Raw genomic sequence first — 17,119 nt, forward strand, 5'->3', positions numbered from 1 at the left:
CTCAACCGTTGCTGGGGAACGCAAACTGCGCCGCTTCATGGCTGGCGCGCTTGGGCCAACGCTGGGTAATGGCCTTGCGACGGGTGTAGAAACGCACCCCGTCCGGACCGTACGCATGCAGGTCACCAAACAGCGAACGCTTCCAGCCACCAAAACTGTGATAGGCAACCGGCACCGGCAGCGGTACGTTGACGCCGACCATACCGACTTCGATCTCATCACAGAACAGGCGTGCCGACTCACCGTCACGGGTGAAGATACATGTGCCGTTACCGTACTCGTGATCGTTGATCAGTTGCATGGCCTCTTCCAGGCTGTTCACGCGCACGACGCACAGCACCGGACCAAATATCTCCTCCTGATAGATGCGCATTTCAGGGGTGACGCGATCGAACAGGCAACCACCGAGGAAGAAGCCCTGTTCGTGGCCATCGATGCTCAGCCCGCGACCATCGACCACCAGCTCGGCGCCGGCTTTCACACCGTCTTCAACGTAGCCGGTGACCTTATCCAGATGCTGCCCGGTCACCAGCGGCCCCATATCCAGACCGCAGGTAGTGCCCGGACCAACCTTCAGCGCCTTGATCTGGGGTACCAGTTTCTCGACCAGTGCGTCGGCAATCTGATCACCTACACAAACCGCCACTGAAATGGCCATGCAGCGCTCGCCGCAGGAGCCGTAGGCAGCCCCCATCAATGCGCTGACCGCGTTGTCCAGATCCGCATCGGGCATCAGCACCGCGTGGTTCTTGGCACCACCAAGCGCTTGCACACGCTTGCCGCGCTTGCTGCCTTCGGCGTAGATGTATTCGGCAATCGGGGTTGAGCCGACAAAACTCAGCGCCTTGACCTCGGGCGCGGCGATCAGCGCATCGACCGCCTGCTTGTCGCCATGCACAACGTTCAATACACCCTTGGGCAGACCCGCCTGATGCAGCAGCTCGGCGATAAACAGGGTTGAGCTCGGATCGCGCTCGGACGGCTTGAGAATGAAGCAATTTCCGCACACGATGGCCAGCGGATACATCCACAGCGGCACCATGGCCGGGAAGTTGAACGGGGTGATACCTGCCACCACGCCAACCGGCTGGAAGTCACTCCAGGCGTCGATATCCGGGCCGACATTGCGGCTGTATTCGCCCTTGAGAACCTCCGGGGCGGCGCAGGCGTATTCGACGTTCTCGATACCGCGCTTGAGTTCGCCGATGGCGTCCTCGATGGTCTTGCCGTGCTCGGCGCTGATCATTTCTGCGATGGCGTTTTCATTCTCTTCCAGCAATTGCTTGAAACGGAACATGATCTGCGCGCGCTTGGCCGCCGGGGTACGGCGCCAGGCCGGGAAAGCGGCCTTGGCCGAATCGATGGCCTGCTGAATGACCGCGTCATCGGCCAGCGGTACCTGACCGCTGACGGTGCCGGTGGACGGGTTGAACACGTCGGCACTGCGGCCGCTGCCAGCCACCGGATGGCCGTCGATCAAATGGGTGATGTTGTTCATCGTCTACTCCTGGGAAACATGTCACTGCCTGCTGCGCAGACAGGCGAAAAATAATCAGTCAAGCGTGCTCAGCACGCTGCCTACAGCATCAAACAGGCGGTCCAGATCATCCGGGCGCGCATTGAAGGTCGGGCCGAACTGCAGGGTATCGCCACCGAAGCGCACATAAAAGCCCGCTTTCCACAGCGCCATCCCGGCTTCAAAGGGGCGAATGATCGGATCAGTGCCGCGCGGCGCCAACTGAATGGCACCCGCCAGCCCGCAGTTACGGATATCCAGCACATGATTTGCACCCTGCAGGCCGTGCAATGAGCGCTCAAAGTGTGGCGCCAGCTCGGCAGCCTGTTGCACCAGCGCGTCGTCTTCAAGCAGTTTCAGGGTGGCCAGACCGGCAGCGCAGGCCACCGGGTGCGCCGAATAGGTGTAGCCGTGACCGAACTCGACCGCGTGCTCCGGGGCATTCTGTTGCATGAAGGTGTTGTAGATCTCGCTAGTTGCAACCACCGCCCCCATTGGAATGGCGCCGTTGGTGATCTGCTTGGCCAGGTTCATGATGTCCGGGGTGACGCCAAAGTACTCGGCGCCGGTCCAGCAGCCCAGGCGACCAAAACCGGTGATGACCTCGTCAAAAATCAGCAGAATGTCATGCTGGTCGCAAATTTCGCGCAGACGCTGCAGGTAGCCCTTGGGCGGTACGATGGCACCCGCCGAGCCTGACATCGGCTCGACGATGACCGCCGCGATATTGGAGGCGTCATGCAGCTCGATCAGCTTGAGCATCTCGTTGGCCAGCTCGACACCGCCGGTCTCGGCCATTCCGCGGGTAAACGCCATCCCCGGCTGCAGGGTATGCGGAAGATGATCGGCCTCCATCAACTGGCCGAACATTTTGCGATTACCACCAATGCCGCCCAGACTGGTACCGGCGATGTTCACGCCATGGTAGCCACGGGCGCGACCAATCATCCGCGCCTTGTTCGGCTGGCCCTTCAAGCGCCAGTAGGCACGCGCCATTTTTACCGCCGTATCGGCACACTCGGACCCGGAGTTGGTAAAGAACACATGATTCAAGTCACCCGGCAGTTTGGCAGCGATCTGTTCAGCGAGCTGGAACGACATCGGGTGGCCAAACTGGAAACCCGGTGAGTAATCCATCGTCCCCAACTGTTGGGCGACCGCCTGCTGGATCTCGCTGCGCGAGTGTCCGGCACCGCAGGTCCAGAGGCCAGACAGGCTGTCGTAGACCTGCCGTCCGTCGGCATCGGTCAGCCAGCTGCCTTTCGCAGCAACGATCAGGCGCGGGTCACGATGGAAGTTGCGGTTGGCCGAAAACGGCATCCAGTGCGCATCCAGCTTGAGCTGGCCGGCGAGCTGTTGGGTGCTTTGGTCTTGCATGCTGGTGCCTCACGAAAAGTCGGCAAAGGGCGCGTCTACGCCGGTGTTTTCAATGGCTATACGGTGCCACAGCAAAAGGTATGATAAAACATGACTTTTCATACCTTCAGTTTGGAAATAACTAAACAATGAAATCCCGCCGCCCTATCCCCCTTGCCCAGCTTTCGGATATTGATTTGCGCCTGCTGCGTGTGTTTCGCACGGTCGTCGAATGCGGCGGCTTTTCGGTCGCCGAAAGCGTGCTGGGTATCGGCCGCTCGGCGATCAGCCAGCAGATGAGCGACCTGGAGCAACGTCTGGGCCTGCGCCTGTGCCAGCGCGGGCGCGCGGGCTTTGCCATGACCGAGGACGGCCGCGAGGTCTATCAGGCTGCACTGCAATTGTTCTCGGCGGTGGAAAACTTCCGTACGGAGGTCAATGGTCTGCACCAGCACCTGCGCGGCGAATTGAACATCGGCCTGACCGACAACCTCGTCACCATGCCGCACATGCGGGTCACAGATGCGCTGGCACGTTTGAAAACCCGAGGGCCGGACGTGCGCATACAGATCAGCATGTCCGCTCCGGGCCAGGTCGAACAGGGCGTACTGGACGGTCGCCTGCACGTTGGTGTGATTCCGCAGGTCGGCGCGCTGTCAGGGCTTGAGTACCAGCCGCTGTACAGCGAGCGCGCCGAACTCTATTGCGCTGCCGGCCACCCCCTGTTTGCGCTGGAGGACAGCAAGCTGACGCTGGAAGAACTGCGCCGCCACGATGCCATCTCGCCCAGCTTTCGCGTTCCGGCCGAGGTTCAGCAACAGTTTCAGGCCCTGCGCTGTACCGCCACAGCCTCCGACCGCGAGGGCATTGCCTTCCTGCTGCTGACCGGGCATTACATCGGCTACCTGCCGGACCACTATGCGGCCCAATGGGTTGCCAGCGGGCGCATGCGCGCACTCGATCCCACTCGCTATCACTACGACCTGGTGCTCTCTGCAGTCACTCGCAAGGGCAGACGCCCCCATCTGGTACTGGAAAGCTTCCTCGAGGCGCTGGCAGGCACTCCTATCTCCAGCTGACCATTTCCGAGACGGCGAAAAAGCTTGACTCCTTTAAGATGATGGTCGACATTTAATTTAAATTAAAGTCGTCATTTAAAAAGGAGTTCCGCCATGAACAGCTCTCATGCCAGCACCGCACCATCATCTGCGATCGATAGCGCCTGTCGCGCATTCAGCGTGCCGCAGCGCATTCAGGCAAGCAGCCTGGAGCGCGCGCTTCTCTCCCAGGCTCAGCACGGCACCTTCCCCTACGCTGATGGCGACATCTCCGTCTGGAACATGGGTCTCGGCCCGCGCGTGCTGCTGGTACACGGCTGGGACAGCCGCGGCTCACATTTGGCGGCCTTCGTCGAGCCGCTGCTGCGCGCTGGCTTCGCAGTCACCCTCTTCGACCTGCCAGCGCATGGTGATTCCGGTGGAAGTCTCAGCAGCCCGGTGCACGCCGGACGCGCTCTGGCCGCGCTGGCAGAACACCTTGGCCCAATCCACGGCGTGATTGCTCATTCGCTGGGCTCGGCAGCCAGCCTTTGGGCCTTTGCCCACGGCCTGAGTGTCAACGCCAGCGTGCACCTGTGCGGTCCTTCCTCGCTCAGCCCCATGCTGCAATTGCAGGCGTTGGGGCATGGACTTACAGCCGAAGAACAGCGCGAATTCAGCACGTGGGTGGAGCAGCATATCGGCATCCCGCCGTCGGAAATGGACCTGCCGGCGCTCAAGCACGGGCTGCGGCACCCGGCGCTGATCATGCATGACCCGACCGACCGTGTGGTGCCATTCGCCGCATCGGCTGACCTGCACCGCCATTGTGCCGACTCCAAACTGGTCGAGCTGGAAGGTCTGGGGCACCGCAGAATCCTGACCGACCCGCAGGTGATTGCACGCAGCTGTGCGCTACTGAGCAGCACCCACAAAGCCGGAGCCCAGGCATGAGGACCTCGACCCGTAAGCTGGTAGTGCTATCCGGGCTGGGGCTGTCGGCACACTGTCGACCACCATCATTCTGCCCTCCTTCCCGGCGATGGCCGCATCGCTGAATGCCGCCCCGGCCGACATGGCGCTGACGTTGAGCAGCTTCTTTCTGGTGTTTGCTGTCGGACAACTGCTGGTAGGACCGCTTTCCGACCGCTACGGTCGTCGGCCGCTGATTCTCGGTGGTCTGACGCTGTTTGTGCTTGGCAGCCTGCTCGGCGCTGGCGCAACCGACCTGAGCACCATGGTGGTCGCCAGGGTGATTCAGGCAGCCGGTGTGTGCGCTGCATCGGTACTGGCGCGAGCGGTGGCACGCGACCTGTATTACGGCCCGCTGCTGGCAAAGGCCTTGGCTTTCATTATGGTTGCCATGGCCGCCGCACCGGGCTTCTCGCCCTTGCTCGGTAGCGTGATAGACAGTCAGTTTGGCTGGCGCACCAGCTTTATACTGGTCGCCGCAGCGGGTTCGGCGCTGATCCTGAGCTACAGCCTGTTGCTGAATGAAACCCATGCGCCTTCAGCACGCTTGAAGATGACTGTAGCCGGTACAGCAAAGGCCTATATGCAGTTGCTTGGCGACCGCCGATTCGCTCTGCCGGCGCTCTCGGTCAGTCTGGTAATCGGCGGGCTTTATGCGTTCTTTGCATCTGCACCAACGATCATGATACGCGGGATGGGCTACAGCAGCCTGCAGCTCGGTTTGTTCTTTGCAGCGACGGTATTGGTAGTTTTCAGCGCGGGAATACTGGCTCCGCGACTGGCCCAGCGATGGGGCGCCATTCCAGTGGTGATTATTGGCAGTCTGCTTGCGCTGTCAGGTGGCGTGTCGCAGGTACTGCTGCATGAAGGCCAGGATCTGCTGCAATTTTGCCTGGCAATCTGTCTGTTTCTGGCCGGTATGGGCGTGATCAACCCGCTGGGCACCGCAGCAACCCTGCAACCCTTCGCCGAGCAGGCGGGGCTGGCATCATCGTTATTGGGCTTTCTGCAGATGACCGTCGCCGCCATCGGCACCGGCCTGATCAGTGCCATTGCCCTGCCACCGTCACTGACGTTGGGCCTGCTGCTGAGCGCAGCCGCGCTGTGCTCGCTGGGTGGATTATTGCTGTATTCCGCACACAGCGAGCCACAAATGGCATGAGGCACCCGGGCAAACGCCACCGTCGATTCCTGGTGACGCTTGCTCGGTCGACCCCGGTTCAACCTGCGTTAGCTGGCGGCCGGCTCAGCGAAGTCGATCAGCAGCAGCAAGCAAAGCCTGCTCGGTAGCCTCCCAACCCAGACAACCATCGGTGATGGATACGCCATAACGCAGCTCACCAGACAGTGTCTGACAACCGTCAAACAGATGGCTTTCCAGCATCACGCCACGCAGGCTGAGGTCGCCCGCAGCGCGCTGGGCAACCACATCAGCCAGTACCTCTGGCTGACGCAGCGGGTCCTTGCCGCTGTTGGCGTGACTGCAATCGACCACCAGCGAGGCCGGCATGCCCAGGCGCTCGAGCTCTGCTCGCACCCTCGCTACGGCTTCGGGCTGGTAATTCGGGCCGCCATGACCGCCACGCAGCACAATATGCGTATCAGCATTGCCGATCGTTTCAACCAGCGCCGGCCGGCCATGCATGTCCATGCCGAAATGCTGATGCGGGTGCCGGGCGGATCGCATGGCATCACAGGCAACCGCCACACTGCCGTCGGTCCCGTTCTTGAAACCGACCGGCAGGTGTAACCCGCTGACCATCTCCCGGTGAATCTGCGACTCGCTGGTACGCGCACCAATGCAGCCCCAGCTGAGCAGATCGTCAAGGTAGCTGGCGGCCAGCGGTTGCAGCAGCTCGGTTGCAATCGGCAGCCCCAGCTCGCTGATTGCCAGCATGGTGCGTCTGGAAAGCGCCAGACCGGCCGCCATGTCACCGCTGCCGTCGAGCTGCGGATCGTAGAGCATGCCCTTCCAGCCAACCGTCGTACGCGGTTTTTCGACGTAGGCACGCATGACCAGCAGCAGGCGATCAGCAACACGACGCTGCAACTGGGCCAGTCGCTCGGCGTATTCAAGCGCGGCGTCGGGGTCATGCAGGGAGCACGGGCCGGTAATCACCAGCAGACGGTCATCCTTGCCATCAAGGATGTCACGAACAGCCTGGCGATGAACGTCAATGGCCTCGGCCTGAGCGTCGCTCAGTGGCAGGCGTTCGCGCAGCTGAGCCGGTGTCGGCAAGGTCTGGGTGCGGCGGGCGGCACTCTTGGTGGTCGGAGCAGCGCTGGCAAGTGCGGTTACAGTGGCAGTCATCTTTTGCTTCCTTAGCCGGGGCGGTCTTGCCGCCGCGGCGCTATCTTGGTGTTCGATCGAGTGAATGTCGTGAGGTCAGGATGCCGAAGCAAAATCGCCAGCTGCAGTAAGAGCGCGGGTTGTAAGAGCGTTGTGCGTACATGGTCATTCCTCGAATCTGCAAAGCCAAATAAAAAACCCCGGTCGGGTAGCCGACCGGGGTTTCTTGATTCTCTGGTGGCGACCCGTCAATTCAGGGCGCCTGTGGGGTATCAGGCGCGCCTTTGGCTAAACCAATACCCAAAATAAAAGTAACCAACCGCCACGCGCGCAGCAGCGACAGCACGCAGGGCGCTGGCGACAACAATCTGGGCGGAACGGTGTGTCATGGCTTGATTACCTTTAAACAATAACCCGACTCTAACGGATGAGTTGCGCAGGGCGCAACCCCCTTCTGCCTTCAATCATCGACGTTTAGGCGGTGCCAGACCGTCAGACGACGTCACTACCTGCCCTGTCGGCGGGCGTGATGGACGCTTGCCCGCCCTCGGCTTCTTCGACTTTGGCGCCGCCTTCTTGCCATCCTTTTTACCGTCTTTCTTTTTCTTGCTGCCAACCGGCTTGCCCGAAGACTTGACCTTTTTAGGCCCCTTGAAACTGCCGGGCACTTCAGCCAGCAGACGACGCTCGAACTGGCGGCGCAGGTAGCGCTCGATGCTCGACATCAGGTTCCACTCGTGCGTGCTGACCAGCGAAATAGCCAGACCTTCGGCACCCGCACGGCCGGTGCGGCCAACCCGGTGCAGGTAGTCGTCGCCACTGCGCGGCATGTCAAAGTTGATGACCCGATCCAGCTCAACGATATCCAGACCACGGGCAGCAACGTCAGTCGCCACCAGAATACCGTTGGCGCTTTGCTTGAAGCGCTCCACCGCCAGATAGCGATCTTTCTGATCCTTCTCGCCGTGCAGCACGTAGACGCGCAGATCCAGAGCCCGCAGCACTCCGTTCAGGCGATCCGCCATGACCCGGGTATTGGTGAAGACGATGGTCTTGCCGTCGCCCTGATTCTGCAACAGCCACTTGAGCATGGCTTCCTTGTGGGCGTTGTCGTCCGCAGGAATAACTTGCTGAGTGATACTCGGCGTGTCATCGCGTACGGAGTTCAGCTCAAGAATCTGCGGCTCGGAAAGAACCGAGTCGATCATGCGCTGCAGACCGCGATTACCCTTGGTGGCGGAAAACAGCATGGTCTGGCGCTCGCCCGGGCAGGCGTCAGCCAACTTGCCCACATCCTCGGCAAAGCCCATATCCAGCATGCGGTCCGCTTCATCCAGCACCAGAGTCTGCACACTGCCCAGATCCAGATTGCCCGCTGTCAGTTGCTCGAGCGCGCGTCCCGGAGTGGCCACCACAATGTCCGGATTCTTGCGCAGACGCGCCGCCTGGACGCGGAAGTCTTCGCCGCCGGTAACCTGCTCAGCCTTGATAAAGGTGAACCTGGCCAGCGCAGCAAAATCCTTCGAGACCTGACGGGCCAGTTCGCGCGTGGGCACCAGGATCAGAGCGCGGGGCGCGAGCGGCTTGCTTTCGTCTGCCAGCAGCCGTTGCAGCATGGGCAGCACGAACGCGGCCGTCTTGCCGCTGCCGGTCTGGGCGATGACATAAAGGTCCTTGCCTTCAATGGCAGGCGGAATAGCTGCGGCCTGAACCTCGGTAGGTTGCTGAAAGGAAAGCTCGGCAAGCGCCTTGAGCAGACGCTCGTGCAGATCAAATTGGCTGAACAATGAAATCACTCTGAAGTTCGGGAATTAACAGAGCCGAAGTTTAGCAGAGTGAAGGACGAAGCTCCCTGTCGGGAGCGAACCAGAGACAAAAAAAGGGGATATCCGAAGATATCCCCTCAAACCCAAACGTTTACAGCAGCATCAGAACTTAACGGATACCCGAAGCACGCAGGGCAGCCGGTGTGAACTGATTGTAGGTCGGTACATAGGTCAGGTCTGGAGCGGAGACCTCTTCCGTGTACATACCCAGTGCGATGTAACGACCTGCCAGCAGGTCATACAGCGTTTCCAGCGAGTAACCCGGGGTCTGGTAGTCGTAGTTGAAGGACAGGTGACCTTCACCTACACGCCACAGAGTACCGCGACCATCGTAGTGATCGGCCAGGGTGATCATCCAGGAGTCTTCGTCAACGAAGAAGTTACGCTGAGCGTAAATGTGACGCTGACCTGCCTTGACGTTGCCCTGCACTTCCCATACGCGGTGCAGCTCGAAACGGGTGTATTCCGGGTTGACGTGACCAGCTTGCAGAACGTCGGCGTACTGGGTGCCACGCTCGGTCAGCTTGCCGCTGTTGTACGGAATGTAGATTTCCTTCTTGCCAACCAGGGTCCAGTCATAACGGTCAGGTGCACCGTTATACATGCCGAAGTTGTCGGAAGTACGCATACCGTCAGACGCGGTACCCGGGCCGTCGTAGGCAACCTGCGGAGCACGACGTACACGGCGCTGACCGGCGTTGTATACCCACGCCATACGCGGCTCTTTCAACTGATCCAGGCTATCGTGAACCAGCAGTACGTTACCTGCCAGACGGGCCGGAGCGTTCACACGCTGCTTGAAGAACAACAGGGTGTTCGGCATGGTCGACTCGTCGACGTCAGGCATCAGCTGCGGGTAACCCACTTCCTCTTCCAGCTTGATCAGCGTGAAGGATCCGTTGGTTTGCGGCATGGCCTGCATGTACCAGCGATGAGCGTTTACGCGATAGCGGGTGTTGTGGTTCCAGACAACCTCGGCACCGGACTTCGGAATCGGGAACGCAAAGGTTCCGTGGCTGAAGTTGGAGATGCCGTCACCGCCGTTGACCAGTTTGGCCTGACCGGCAGTTGCCTTGACCTGATCGTAGACAGACTGCGGGTAACCGACAGTACGCTTGCTCTGGTAGACCGGCATACGGAAGGTTTCAGGATAACGCTCGAACATGGCGACCTGACCCGGGGTCAGATTGTCCTTGTACTGCTGGTAGTTCTGAGCGGTGATCACGAACTCCGGCTGCTCACCAGCGAAGGGGTTCTCGTAGAAGTGATCTTCCAGTTCCTTACCGGCATCACGCGGCAGGCCACCGGTCCATTCCGGAATGGTGCCCGCAGCATTACCGGCCTTCTCTGCACCGATCGGTGTCAGGGAAGTACCCAGCTGATCGATTTCAGCCTGGGTCAGGGTTTGCGCCATTACAGAGGATGCCATCAGGCTCAGGGCCAGACCGCCGACACCCATCAGAGTTTGTTGCATACGCATATTGTTATTTCTCCTTATGGCCTGTCTGATCAGAAGCTTACGCTGAAGCTAACGGCCGCAAAGTCGCGATCGACGTTGGTGTTGTACTTACCGTCGAAGAAGTTGGTGTAGCTGATGCTGGCGTTGTACTTGTTCGCGTAGTCAGCATTCAGACCCAGGCTGATAGCCTTGGCATCTTCAGTGAAGTTCGGGCCGTAACCCTCAACATCATGCGACCAGGACAAGCTCGGGCTCAGGTTGATGCCAGCGAAAACGTTGGAGTAATCCAGCGACGCACGCATGCGGTAACCCCATGACCAATCTGTGTAGAAGCCGTCGTTTTCGCACCAACTGTTGCGATAGGTCGAGTCGTTGTTGGCATCTACCTGCGAAGAGCATTGACCAGGCGCAGCGGTGTTAGGCGCGTCCGACTCAAGCCAAGGGCTCTGACCGAACAGAGAATCTCGACCGTACTTGGTAGTGTCGCCCAGCCCACCGATATGGTTGACACCGACTTCACCCACCAAAGACAGACGGCTTGCGCCCAGTACACGCTCAATGAACTTAATAGCGGTAATCTGAGCCTGGAAGAACTCCTTACGTTCATACCCCGGTATGTATGAGCCAGAAGCAAGGCCGTCGAGGTTGCGGTGAGTGTTATCTTCAAATGCAGAACCGCTCGCAAGCGCGGTTCGGCTCATATCCCCGGTATTGATCTGCATCGGCATATTTGGGCGGTAGCTGATTTCACCACCCAGCGACGTCCCTGCCACACTGGTTTGGAAGCTCATACCATACAGGCGAATATCTTCCGGATACTCAAAGAAGTAACCCGCACCACCAGACAGCCCACCCAAACCGGTATCAGGGTTGTTATTCGGCAACAACGGGGTGAACGCTCCTGCGATGTTGCTATAGTTCGGCGTCCGGCTGTGGTAATTCATAGCGTAAAAGCCGAACTCGGAGTCATTCAACTCAGGTACAAACCAGCGCAGAGCGACGCCGAATTGTCCCTCGTCCTTGGCCTCTTCGTCCTTTTTAGCCCGGACAATAATGTTACCATTAAGACCCGGATCCCCTTGGGGTAGATCTGCGCCACTGAAAACCAATCGATCAACACACCCTGTAGCTAGAGTATCAGCGCCAAAGAAGGTACCGCAGTTATCAATCGCAGAGGGGTGCCACTTGAGCTGATAGAATGCTTCCATGCTCAGGTTTTCAGTCAGACCCTGGGACAGATAAAGCATCTCGACCGGCAGCAAACCTTCCTTGATCTCGGCGCCCGGGCGACGGAAAGCGGCAACGTCAATCGGGTTGATGGAGTTGATGGAGTTACCGATAAAGGTTGACTCGCCCCAGCTCACTACCTGGCGACCCAGACGAATATTGCCTGGATTGTTGCCGATGAAATAGTTGTGATAGACAAAGGCGTCCAGCAAAGCCACACCTGCACCTTTGACCAGCGGCGAACGACCGGAGTCATCGATATCATAGAAACGCTGGCTGCCGTCCTTGGTTTCAAAGTCATACCAGTACTTTCCACGGAAGAACGCACCGGAGTCGCCATAGCGCAGCTCAAGGTCATGCACGCCACGGACGATCTTGGAGAAGATATCGCCTTTATCATAATTCAGGCGCCCATCATCTGAGGTACGAGCAACAGCCTGCCCGCCCATATCCTTGCCGTTGCGAACAGTATCTTCGTGAATAAAGCGTTTATCCGCATCAGCAGTCGAAACGCTCATGCCAACCGAAATTTGCGAATCCAGCTGCGCTTCCACATCACCGATATTGAAGTTAACTGCCCCAGCCGATCCAGAGAAACTGGCCAGACCGATTGCCAGCGGCAATGCGGCAAGCGACCAAGCATGCATTTTTTTTGTCATTGTGCTGCTCCGTTAGATTTGAATCATGGGTTCAAGACGACGCAAGCCGTCTAGCACCGGAACCAAGTCTGTCACGAGATCGGAACGCGATTTGGCCGATTCGGACGAGTTTTTTGGCCGCTAGGGACATTCACATGCTGAATACCCTTGATCCAAAGCCCGCAATTATCCGTTGCATAATTTTGCACAATAGGACTTTGTGTTTTATTGTTAACGCCAGTTGCAGTCGATCAAAATAATAAAATTCAGGCGCCAAAGCCCATGACTCCACAGAACCATGCTCTTTCCTCAGAGCGCGTGCACGAACGCTGCTTCTGGGCTCAGGGGATTGCCCAGGGGCTCGAACTGTACGGCAAAACAGTCCGCGACCTGCCCGCTGACCTGCGCCAGCATTGCAAGCCTTCAGACCTCAGCCAGATGCACATCAGCCAGAGCGATATGAACCGTCTCTGGAACGCTGCAGCCAAACTGTCCCAGGATGAGTGCTTCGGCCTGCGCATGGGCCGCCACTATCAGTCCAACACCCTCTCCCTGCTGACGCTTTCCGCCGCCTCCAGCGAAACACTGGGCGAAGCCATTCAGCGCCTCATCCGCTTCATGCCGATTTTCAGCAGCCAGGTTCAACTCTACTCGGTAGAGGATGATCAGTACCTCACTCTGTACTTCCAGCCGCGCGGCAACCCGCATCCTCTGCATATGGAAGCGGTGATGAGCCAATGCAACAAGATCTGGGAAGGGCTTGGCATCGGACGGGCTTCGCTGATGCTGGAAAGCCGCCTCACTGGCGAGCACGAACGCAACCGGGACCTGTGCGAGACACTGCTCGGCAACCGGGTTCGCCTCGGCGCCAAGCGCATGTCATTCCGCCTGAACCGGAGCCTGCTGCGCACGCCCCTGCCCAATGCCGATGCCTTCCTGCGCAAGCGCCTGGACGCCTCGCTGGAAGACATGCTCAGCGACCTGCCCAACCTCGACTTTGCGGAACAGGTCAAACAGCGCATCCGGGTTCTGGTGTCTGAACGGGAGGTATCTGAAGAACTGGTGGCAACACCGTTCAACATGAGCCCGAGGCACCTTCGCCGCAAACTCAGTGAGACCCGAACCACCTACGAGAAGTTGCTGGATGAGGTTCGAATGGAGCTTGCCATTCGCCTTATAAAGGAAGGGAAACTGAACCTGGGCCGTATTGCCTTCGAACTGGGCTTTCTTGACCCCAGCAGTTTTACCCGCGCATTCCGGCGCTGGACAGGCATGAGCCCAACCAGCTTTCGCAGCCAAGCAAAGCAAAGCGCCGTACCCTCCTGACACCGACCCCTGGCCTGCATCAGGGCTTGGCATGACAAGCTAGCCAGCGTTGACGGACGCGACATGTCGCGTCCCTACGCAGGAGCTGCACTCACCCCGCCATCCTGCCGGGCACCCGCCACCTTCCCGACTGAGCTCCAGCCCCATAAACAAAAAAGGGAGCCTTACGGCTCCCTTCCTGTACTGCGATCAGCTCAACTCAGCGAACGCCGGATGCACGCAGTGCTGCCGGAGTGAACTGGTTGTAGCTCGGGTCGAAGTCGTACTGCGGTGCAGAGTTCTCTTCGGTGTACATACCCAGAGCGATGTAGCGGCCTGCCAGCAGGTCGTACAGGGTCTCGAGTGCATAACCCGGGATCTTCTGCTGGTAGTTGAAGCCGAGGTGGCCTTCACCCACCCGCCACAGCGTGCCACGACCATCGTAATGGTCGGCCATGCTGATCATCCAGGAGTCTTCGTCAACAAAGAAGTTACGCTGAGCGTAAATATGACGCTGACCCTGCTTGACGTTACCCTGCACTTCCCACACACGGTGCAGCTCAAACCGGGTGTATTCCGGGTTCACGTGACCAGCCTGCAGTACATCGGCGTATTGAACGCCCGGCTCGGTCAGCTTGCCGCTGTTGTAAGGAATGTAGATTTCCTTCTTGCCAACCAGGGTCCAGTCATAACGGTCAGGTGCACCGTTATACATGCCGAAGTTGTCGGAAGTACGCATACCATCAGACGCGGTACCCGGGCCGTCGTAGGCAACCTGCGGAGCACGACGTACACGGCGCTGACCGGCGTTGTATACCCACGCCATACGCGGCTCTTTCAACTGATCCAGGCTATCGTGAACCAGCAGTACGTTACCTGCCAGACGGGCCGGAGCGTTCACACGCTGCTTGAAGAACAACAGGGTGTTCGGCATGGTCGACTCGTCGACGTCAGGCATCAGCTGCGGGTAACCCACTTCCTCTTCCAGCTTGATCAGCGTGAAGGATCCGTTGGTTTGCGGCATGGCCTGCATGTACCAGCGATGAGCGTTTACGCGATAGCGGGTGTTGTGGTTCCAAACCACTTCGGCACCAGACTTCGGAATAGGGAACGCGAAGGAACCGTGAGCGAAGTTGGAGATACCATCACCGCCGTTGACCAGTTTGGCCTGACCGGCAGTTGCCTTGACCTGGTCGTAGACAGCTTGCGGGAACGCGACGGTACGCTGGCTCTTGTAGACCGGCATACGGAAAGTTTCCGGATAGCGCTCGAACAGGGCGATCTGACCAGGGGTCAGGTTAGCCTTGTACTGCTCCAGGTTCTGGGCAGTGATCACGAACTCGGGCTGCTCGCCCTTGAACGGATCTTCCAGGAAGTTGTTCGGCAGGGACTGACCAGCATCCGTCGGCAGACCACCGGTCCAGGCCGGGATAGTGCCAGAAGCATTACCGGCCTTCTCTGCACCGATCGGCGTCAGGGAAGTGCCCAACTGATCAATTTCAGCCTGTGTCAGGGTTTGCGCCATGACGCTCGAAGCCATCAGGCTGAGTGCCAGACCGCCAACACCCATCAGAGTTTGTTGAATACGCATAGTGTTACTCTCCTGTGGTCCGTCTTAGAAGCTTACGCTGAAGCTGACGGCTGCGAAGTCGCGGTCAACCAAGGTATTGTATTTGCCGTCGAAGAAGTTGGTGTAACTGATGCTGCCAGTGTATTTGTTGGCATAGTCGGCATTTACACCAAGGCTGACAGACTTAGCGTTTTCCACGAAGTTGGGGCTATAACCCTCAACGTCATGAGAAAACGCGACGTTGGGCGACAGGTTGATTCCAGCAAACACGTTGCTGTAATCCAGCGACGCACGCAGACGATAACCCCACGAGAAGTCCGTGAAGAAACCGTCGTTTTCACACCAGCTACGGCCATTAGGGTTGGCGGCGGTATCGGAAGAACAGGAACCGTTAGCATCAGGACTCTGGCCAAACAGGGAGTCACGGCCGAACTTGGTCGTGCCATTACCCGAACCAATGCCACCGATGTAGTTAGCACCGACCTCGCCGATCAGCGCCAAGCGGCTTGCACCCAACACACGATCGATGAAGTTCACGGCACTCACAGACGCTTGCCAGAACTCTTTGCGCTCATAGCCTCTGATAACAGTGCCCGGAGCATAGACGCCATCGCGGTAAGTGTTGTCGTAGTTGCCGTCAGGCTTAACAGGAGCAAGATCTGGCAGAGCAGTGCGACTCATGTCGCCAGTATTAATTTGCAGCGGCATATTTGGGCGATAGCTCAGCTCACCAGCTACAGACATGCCGGCGACATCAGTACCAAAGCTCACGCCATACAATCGTATATCTTCAGGATGCTCGAAGAAGTAGCCGGCAGAACCGCTAGCACCATCAATACCAGTAACCCAATCGGCCGGTGCAGCACCGCCCTTAACGCTGGAATAAACCGGGTTTCTGCTGTGGTAGTTCAGTCCATAGAAACCGAACTCGGTGTTGTTCAGCTCGGGAACAAACCAACGGAACGCCACACCAAACTGCCCGCTATCACTGGCTTCTTTGTCCTTCGACGCACGCACGATGTACGGAGCAGTTGAAAGTGGGGAGTTGTTTGCGTCGGCGCCCTGCTCGTAGTCCTCACCAGCCCAGACCAGACGATCAACACAGTTTCTGGCAGCAACGTCTGTCGAAGAGAAGAAAGTACCGCAGTTGTCGGCAACAGTACCGTGCCACTTAAGTTGATAGAACGCCTCAACAGTCAGGTTCTCGGTCAAGCCCTGCGACAGATACAGCATTTCAACAGGAAGTAGACCTTCTTTCAGTTCAGCGCCAGGGCGACGGAATGCCGAGGCGTCGATCGGGTTAATTGAGTTGATACCATTCTGAATAAATACGCCCTCACCCCAACTAACCACCTGGCGACCCAGGCGGACGTTACCCGGATTATCTCCAATGAAGTAGTTGTGGTAGAGGAAAGCGTCAAGCAACTGGACGCCAGCCCCCTTCTGCAGCGGGTTACGCCCTGAGTCATCTATATCGTAGAAACGCTGGCTGCCGTCTTTCGTTTCAAAATCGTACCAATAGTTGCCACGAATGAAAGCACCAGAGTCGCCATAACGAAGCTCAAGCTCATGAGTGCCCTTAAAAATCTTGGAGAAAATGTCGCCTTTCTTGTAGTTCAGACGACCATCATCGGAGGTACGCGCCGAGGCTTCACCACCTTCGCTACGAAGAAAGTACAAGCGCTCGTCACGATCACTCATGGACATGCTTGCGCCGATGGACAGCTGAGAGTCCAGCTGGGCTTCGACTTCACCGATATTGAAAGCGACTGCGTTTGCAGCGCCCGAGAAAGTGGCCATGCCAATCGCCAGAGGCAATGCGGCAAGAGACCAGCAATGCATTTTTTTTGTCATTGTGCTGCTCCGTTTGGGTGACATGAACTCACGCACGACCTGTGCGTGTTCAAGGCTCCCGCAGTCTGT

The 17,119-nt window shown here is 58.5% G+C and carries 12 protein-coding genes; 4 read left to right on the forward strand and 8 right to left on the reverse strand.

Annotated elements, in window-relative coordinates; genetic code table 11:
• Position 1: 1 nt before the first annotated feature.
• Together ACZ5WQ_RS07670 and aptA are read right to left on the reverse strand one after the other, a co-directional pair.
• Complete coding sequence (locus ACZ5WQ_RS07670) at positions 2 to 1,498, reverse strand: CoA-acylating methylmalonate-semialdehyde dehydrogenase (RefSeq protein WP_464383500.1); 1,497 nt, start codon at positions 1,496 to 1,498, stop codon at positions 2 to 4.
• Between the two features lie 54 nt (positions 1,499 to 1,552).
• Positions 1,553 to 2,893 (reverse strand): omega-aminotransferase AptA, encoded by a 1,341-nt coding sequence (gene aptA, locus ACZ5WQ_RS07675; protein ID WP_464383501.1) that lies wholly within the window; start codon positions 2,891 to 2,893, stop codon positions 1,553 to 1,555.
• Between the two features lie 128 nt (positions 2,894 to 3,021).
• Here aptA and ACZ5WQ_RS07680 point away from each other — a divergent pair, with 128 nt between their 5' ends.
• From ACZ5WQ_RS07680 to ACZ5WQ_RS07690, 3 genes are all read left to right on the forward strand, one after another.
• On the forward strand, positions 3,022 to 3,951 hold the full coding sequence (locus ACZ5WQ_RS07680; protein WP_464383502.1) for a LysR family transcriptional regulator: 930 nt from the start codon (positions 3,022 to 3,024) through the stop codon (positions 3,949 to 3,951).
• Between the two features lie 93 nt (positions 3,952 to 4,044).
• Complete coding sequence (locus ACZ5WQ_RS07685; RefSeq protein WP_464383503.1) at positions 4,045 to 4,863, forward strand: alpha/beta hydrolase; 819 nt, start codon at positions 4,045 to 4,047, stop codon at positions 4,861 to 4,863.
• Between the two features lie 88 nt (positions 4,864 to 4,951).
• On the forward strand, positions 4,952 to 6,043 hold the full coding sequence (locus tag ACZ5WQ_RS07690) for a Bcr/CflA family efflux MFS transporter (RefSeq protein ID WP_464383504.1): 1,092 nt from the start codon (positions 4,952 to 4,954) through the stop codon (positions 6,041 to 6,043).
• Between the two features lie 84 nt (positions 6,044 to 6,127).
• Here the strand turns inward: ACZ5WQ_RS07690 and ACZ5WQ_RS07695 are convergent, their stop codons facing one another.
• The 4 genes from ACZ5WQ_RS07695 to ACZ5WQ_RS07710 all read right to left on the reverse strand — a co-directional run bounded on the left by ACZ5WQ_RS07695 (position 6,128) and on the right by ACZ5WQ_RS07710 (position 12,342).
• Positions 6,128 to 7,192, reverse strand: a complete 1,065-nt coding sequence (locus tag ACZ5WQ_RS07695; protein WP_464383505.1) for a 3-deoxy-7-phosphoheptulonate synthase — start codon at positions 7,190 to 7,192, stop codon at positions 6,128 to 6,130.
• A 443-nt stretch (positions 7,193 to 7,635) separates the two neighbouring features.
• Positions 7,636 to 8,958, reverse strand: coding sequence for a DEAD/DEAH box helicase (locus ACZ5WQ_RS07700; protein WP_464383506.1), 1,323 nt, complete (start codon positions 8,956 to 8,958; stop codon positions 7,636 to 7,638).
• Between the two features lie 148 nt (positions 8,959 to 9,106).
• On the reverse strand, positions 9,107 to 10,471 hold the full coding sequence (locus tag ACZ5WQ_RS07705) for a DUF1329 domain-containing protein (protein WP_464383635.1): 1,365 nt from the start codon (positions 10,469 to 10,471) through the stop codon (positions 9,107 to 9,109).
• Positions 10,472 to 10,506: 35 nt separating this feature from the next.
• Positions 10,507 to 12,342: a DUF1302 domain-containing protein gene (locus tag ACZ5WQ_RS07710; RefSeq protein WP_464383507.1), complete on the reverse strand. Its 1,836-nt coding sequence runs from the start codon at positions 12,340 to 12,342 to the stop codon at positions 10,507 to 10,509.
• 261 nt (positions 12,343 to 12,603) lie between these two features.
• Here ACZ5WQ_RS07710 and ACZ5WQ_RS07715 point away from each other — a divergent pair, with 261 nt between their 5' ends.
• The gene (locus ACZ5WQ_RS07715) at positions 12,604 to 13,647 is read left to right on the forward strand and encodes a helix-turn-helix domain-containing protein (RefSeq protein ID WP_464383508.1); all 1,044 of its coding nucleotides are present in this window, start codon (positions 12,604 to 12,606) and stop codon (positions 13,645 to 13,647) included.
• Positions 13,648 to 13,846: 199 nt separating this feature from the next.
• Here the strand turns inward: ACZ5WQ_RS07715 and ACZ5WQ_RS07720 are convergent, their stop codons facing one another.
• Together ACZ5WQ_RS07720 and ACZ5WQ_RS07725 are read right to left on the reverse strand one after the other, a co-directional pair.
• Complete coding sequence (locus tag ACZ5WQ_RS07720; protein WP_464383509.1) at positions 13,847 to 15,217, reverse strand: DUF1329 domain-containing protein; 1,371 nt, start codon at positions 15,215 to 15,217, stop codon at positions 13,847 to 13,849.
• A gap of 24 nt (positions 15,218 to 15,241) precedes the next feature.
• Positions 15,242 to 17,050, reverse strand: a complete 1,809-nt coding sequence (locus ACZ5WQ_RS07725) for a DUF1302 domain-containing protein (RefSeq protein WP_464383510.1) — start codon at positions 17,048 to 17,050, stop codon at positions 15,242 to 15,244.
• Positions 17,051 to 17,119 lie beyond the last annotated feature (69 nt).

This window comes from Halopseudomonas sp. T1L2 (genome assembly GCF_055397385.1).

Bases quoted from the DNA above. Each gene is read 5' to 3' on its own strand.
- ACZ5WQ_RS07670 (WP_464383500.1), bottom strand. From the start codon at position 1,498: ATGAACAACATCACCCATTTGATCGACGGCCATCCGGTGGCTGGCAGC.
- aptA (WP_464383501.1), bottom strand. From the start codon at position 2,893: ATGCAAGACCAAAGCACCCAACAGCTCGCCGGCCAGCTCAAGCTGGAT.
- ACZ5WQ_RS07680 (WP_464383502.1), top strand. From the start codon at position 3,022: ATGAAATCCCGCCGCCCTATCCCCCTTGCCCAGCTTTCGGATATTGAT.
- ACZ5WQ_RS07685 (WP_464383503.1), top strand. From the start codon at position 4,045: ATGAACAGCTCTCATGCCAGCACCGCACCATCATCTGCGATCGATAGC.
- ACZ5WQ_RS07690 (WP_464383504.1), top strand. From the start codon at position 4,952: ATGGCCGCATCGCTGAATGCCGCCCCGGCCGACATGGCGCTGACGTTG.
- ACZ5WQ_RS07695 (WP_464383505.1), bottom strand. From the start codon at position 7,192: ATGACTGCCACTGTAACCGCACTTGCCAGCGCTGCTCCGACCACCAAG.
- ACZ5WQ_RS07705 (WP_464383635.1), bottom strand. From the start codon at position 10,471: ATGCAACAAACTCTGATGGGTGTCGGCGGTCTGGCCCTGAGCCTGATG.
- ACZ5WQ_RS07710 (WP_464383507.1), bottom strand. From the start codon at position 12,342: ATGACAAAAAAAATGCATGCTTGGTCGCTTGCCGCATTGCCGCTGGCA.
- ACZ5WQ_RS07715 (WP_464383508.1), top strand. From the start codon at position 12,604: ATGACTCCACAGAACCATGCTCTTTCCTCAGAGCGCGTGCACGAACGC.
- ACZ5WQ_RS07720 (WP_464383509.1), bottom strand. From the start codon at position 15,217: ATGCGTATTCAACAAACTCTGATGGGTGTTGGCGGTCTGGCACTCAGC.
- ACZ5WQ_RS07725 (WP_464383510.1), bottom strand. From the start codon at position 17,050: ATGACAAAAAAAATGCATTGCTGGTCTCTTGCCGCATTGCCTCTGGCG.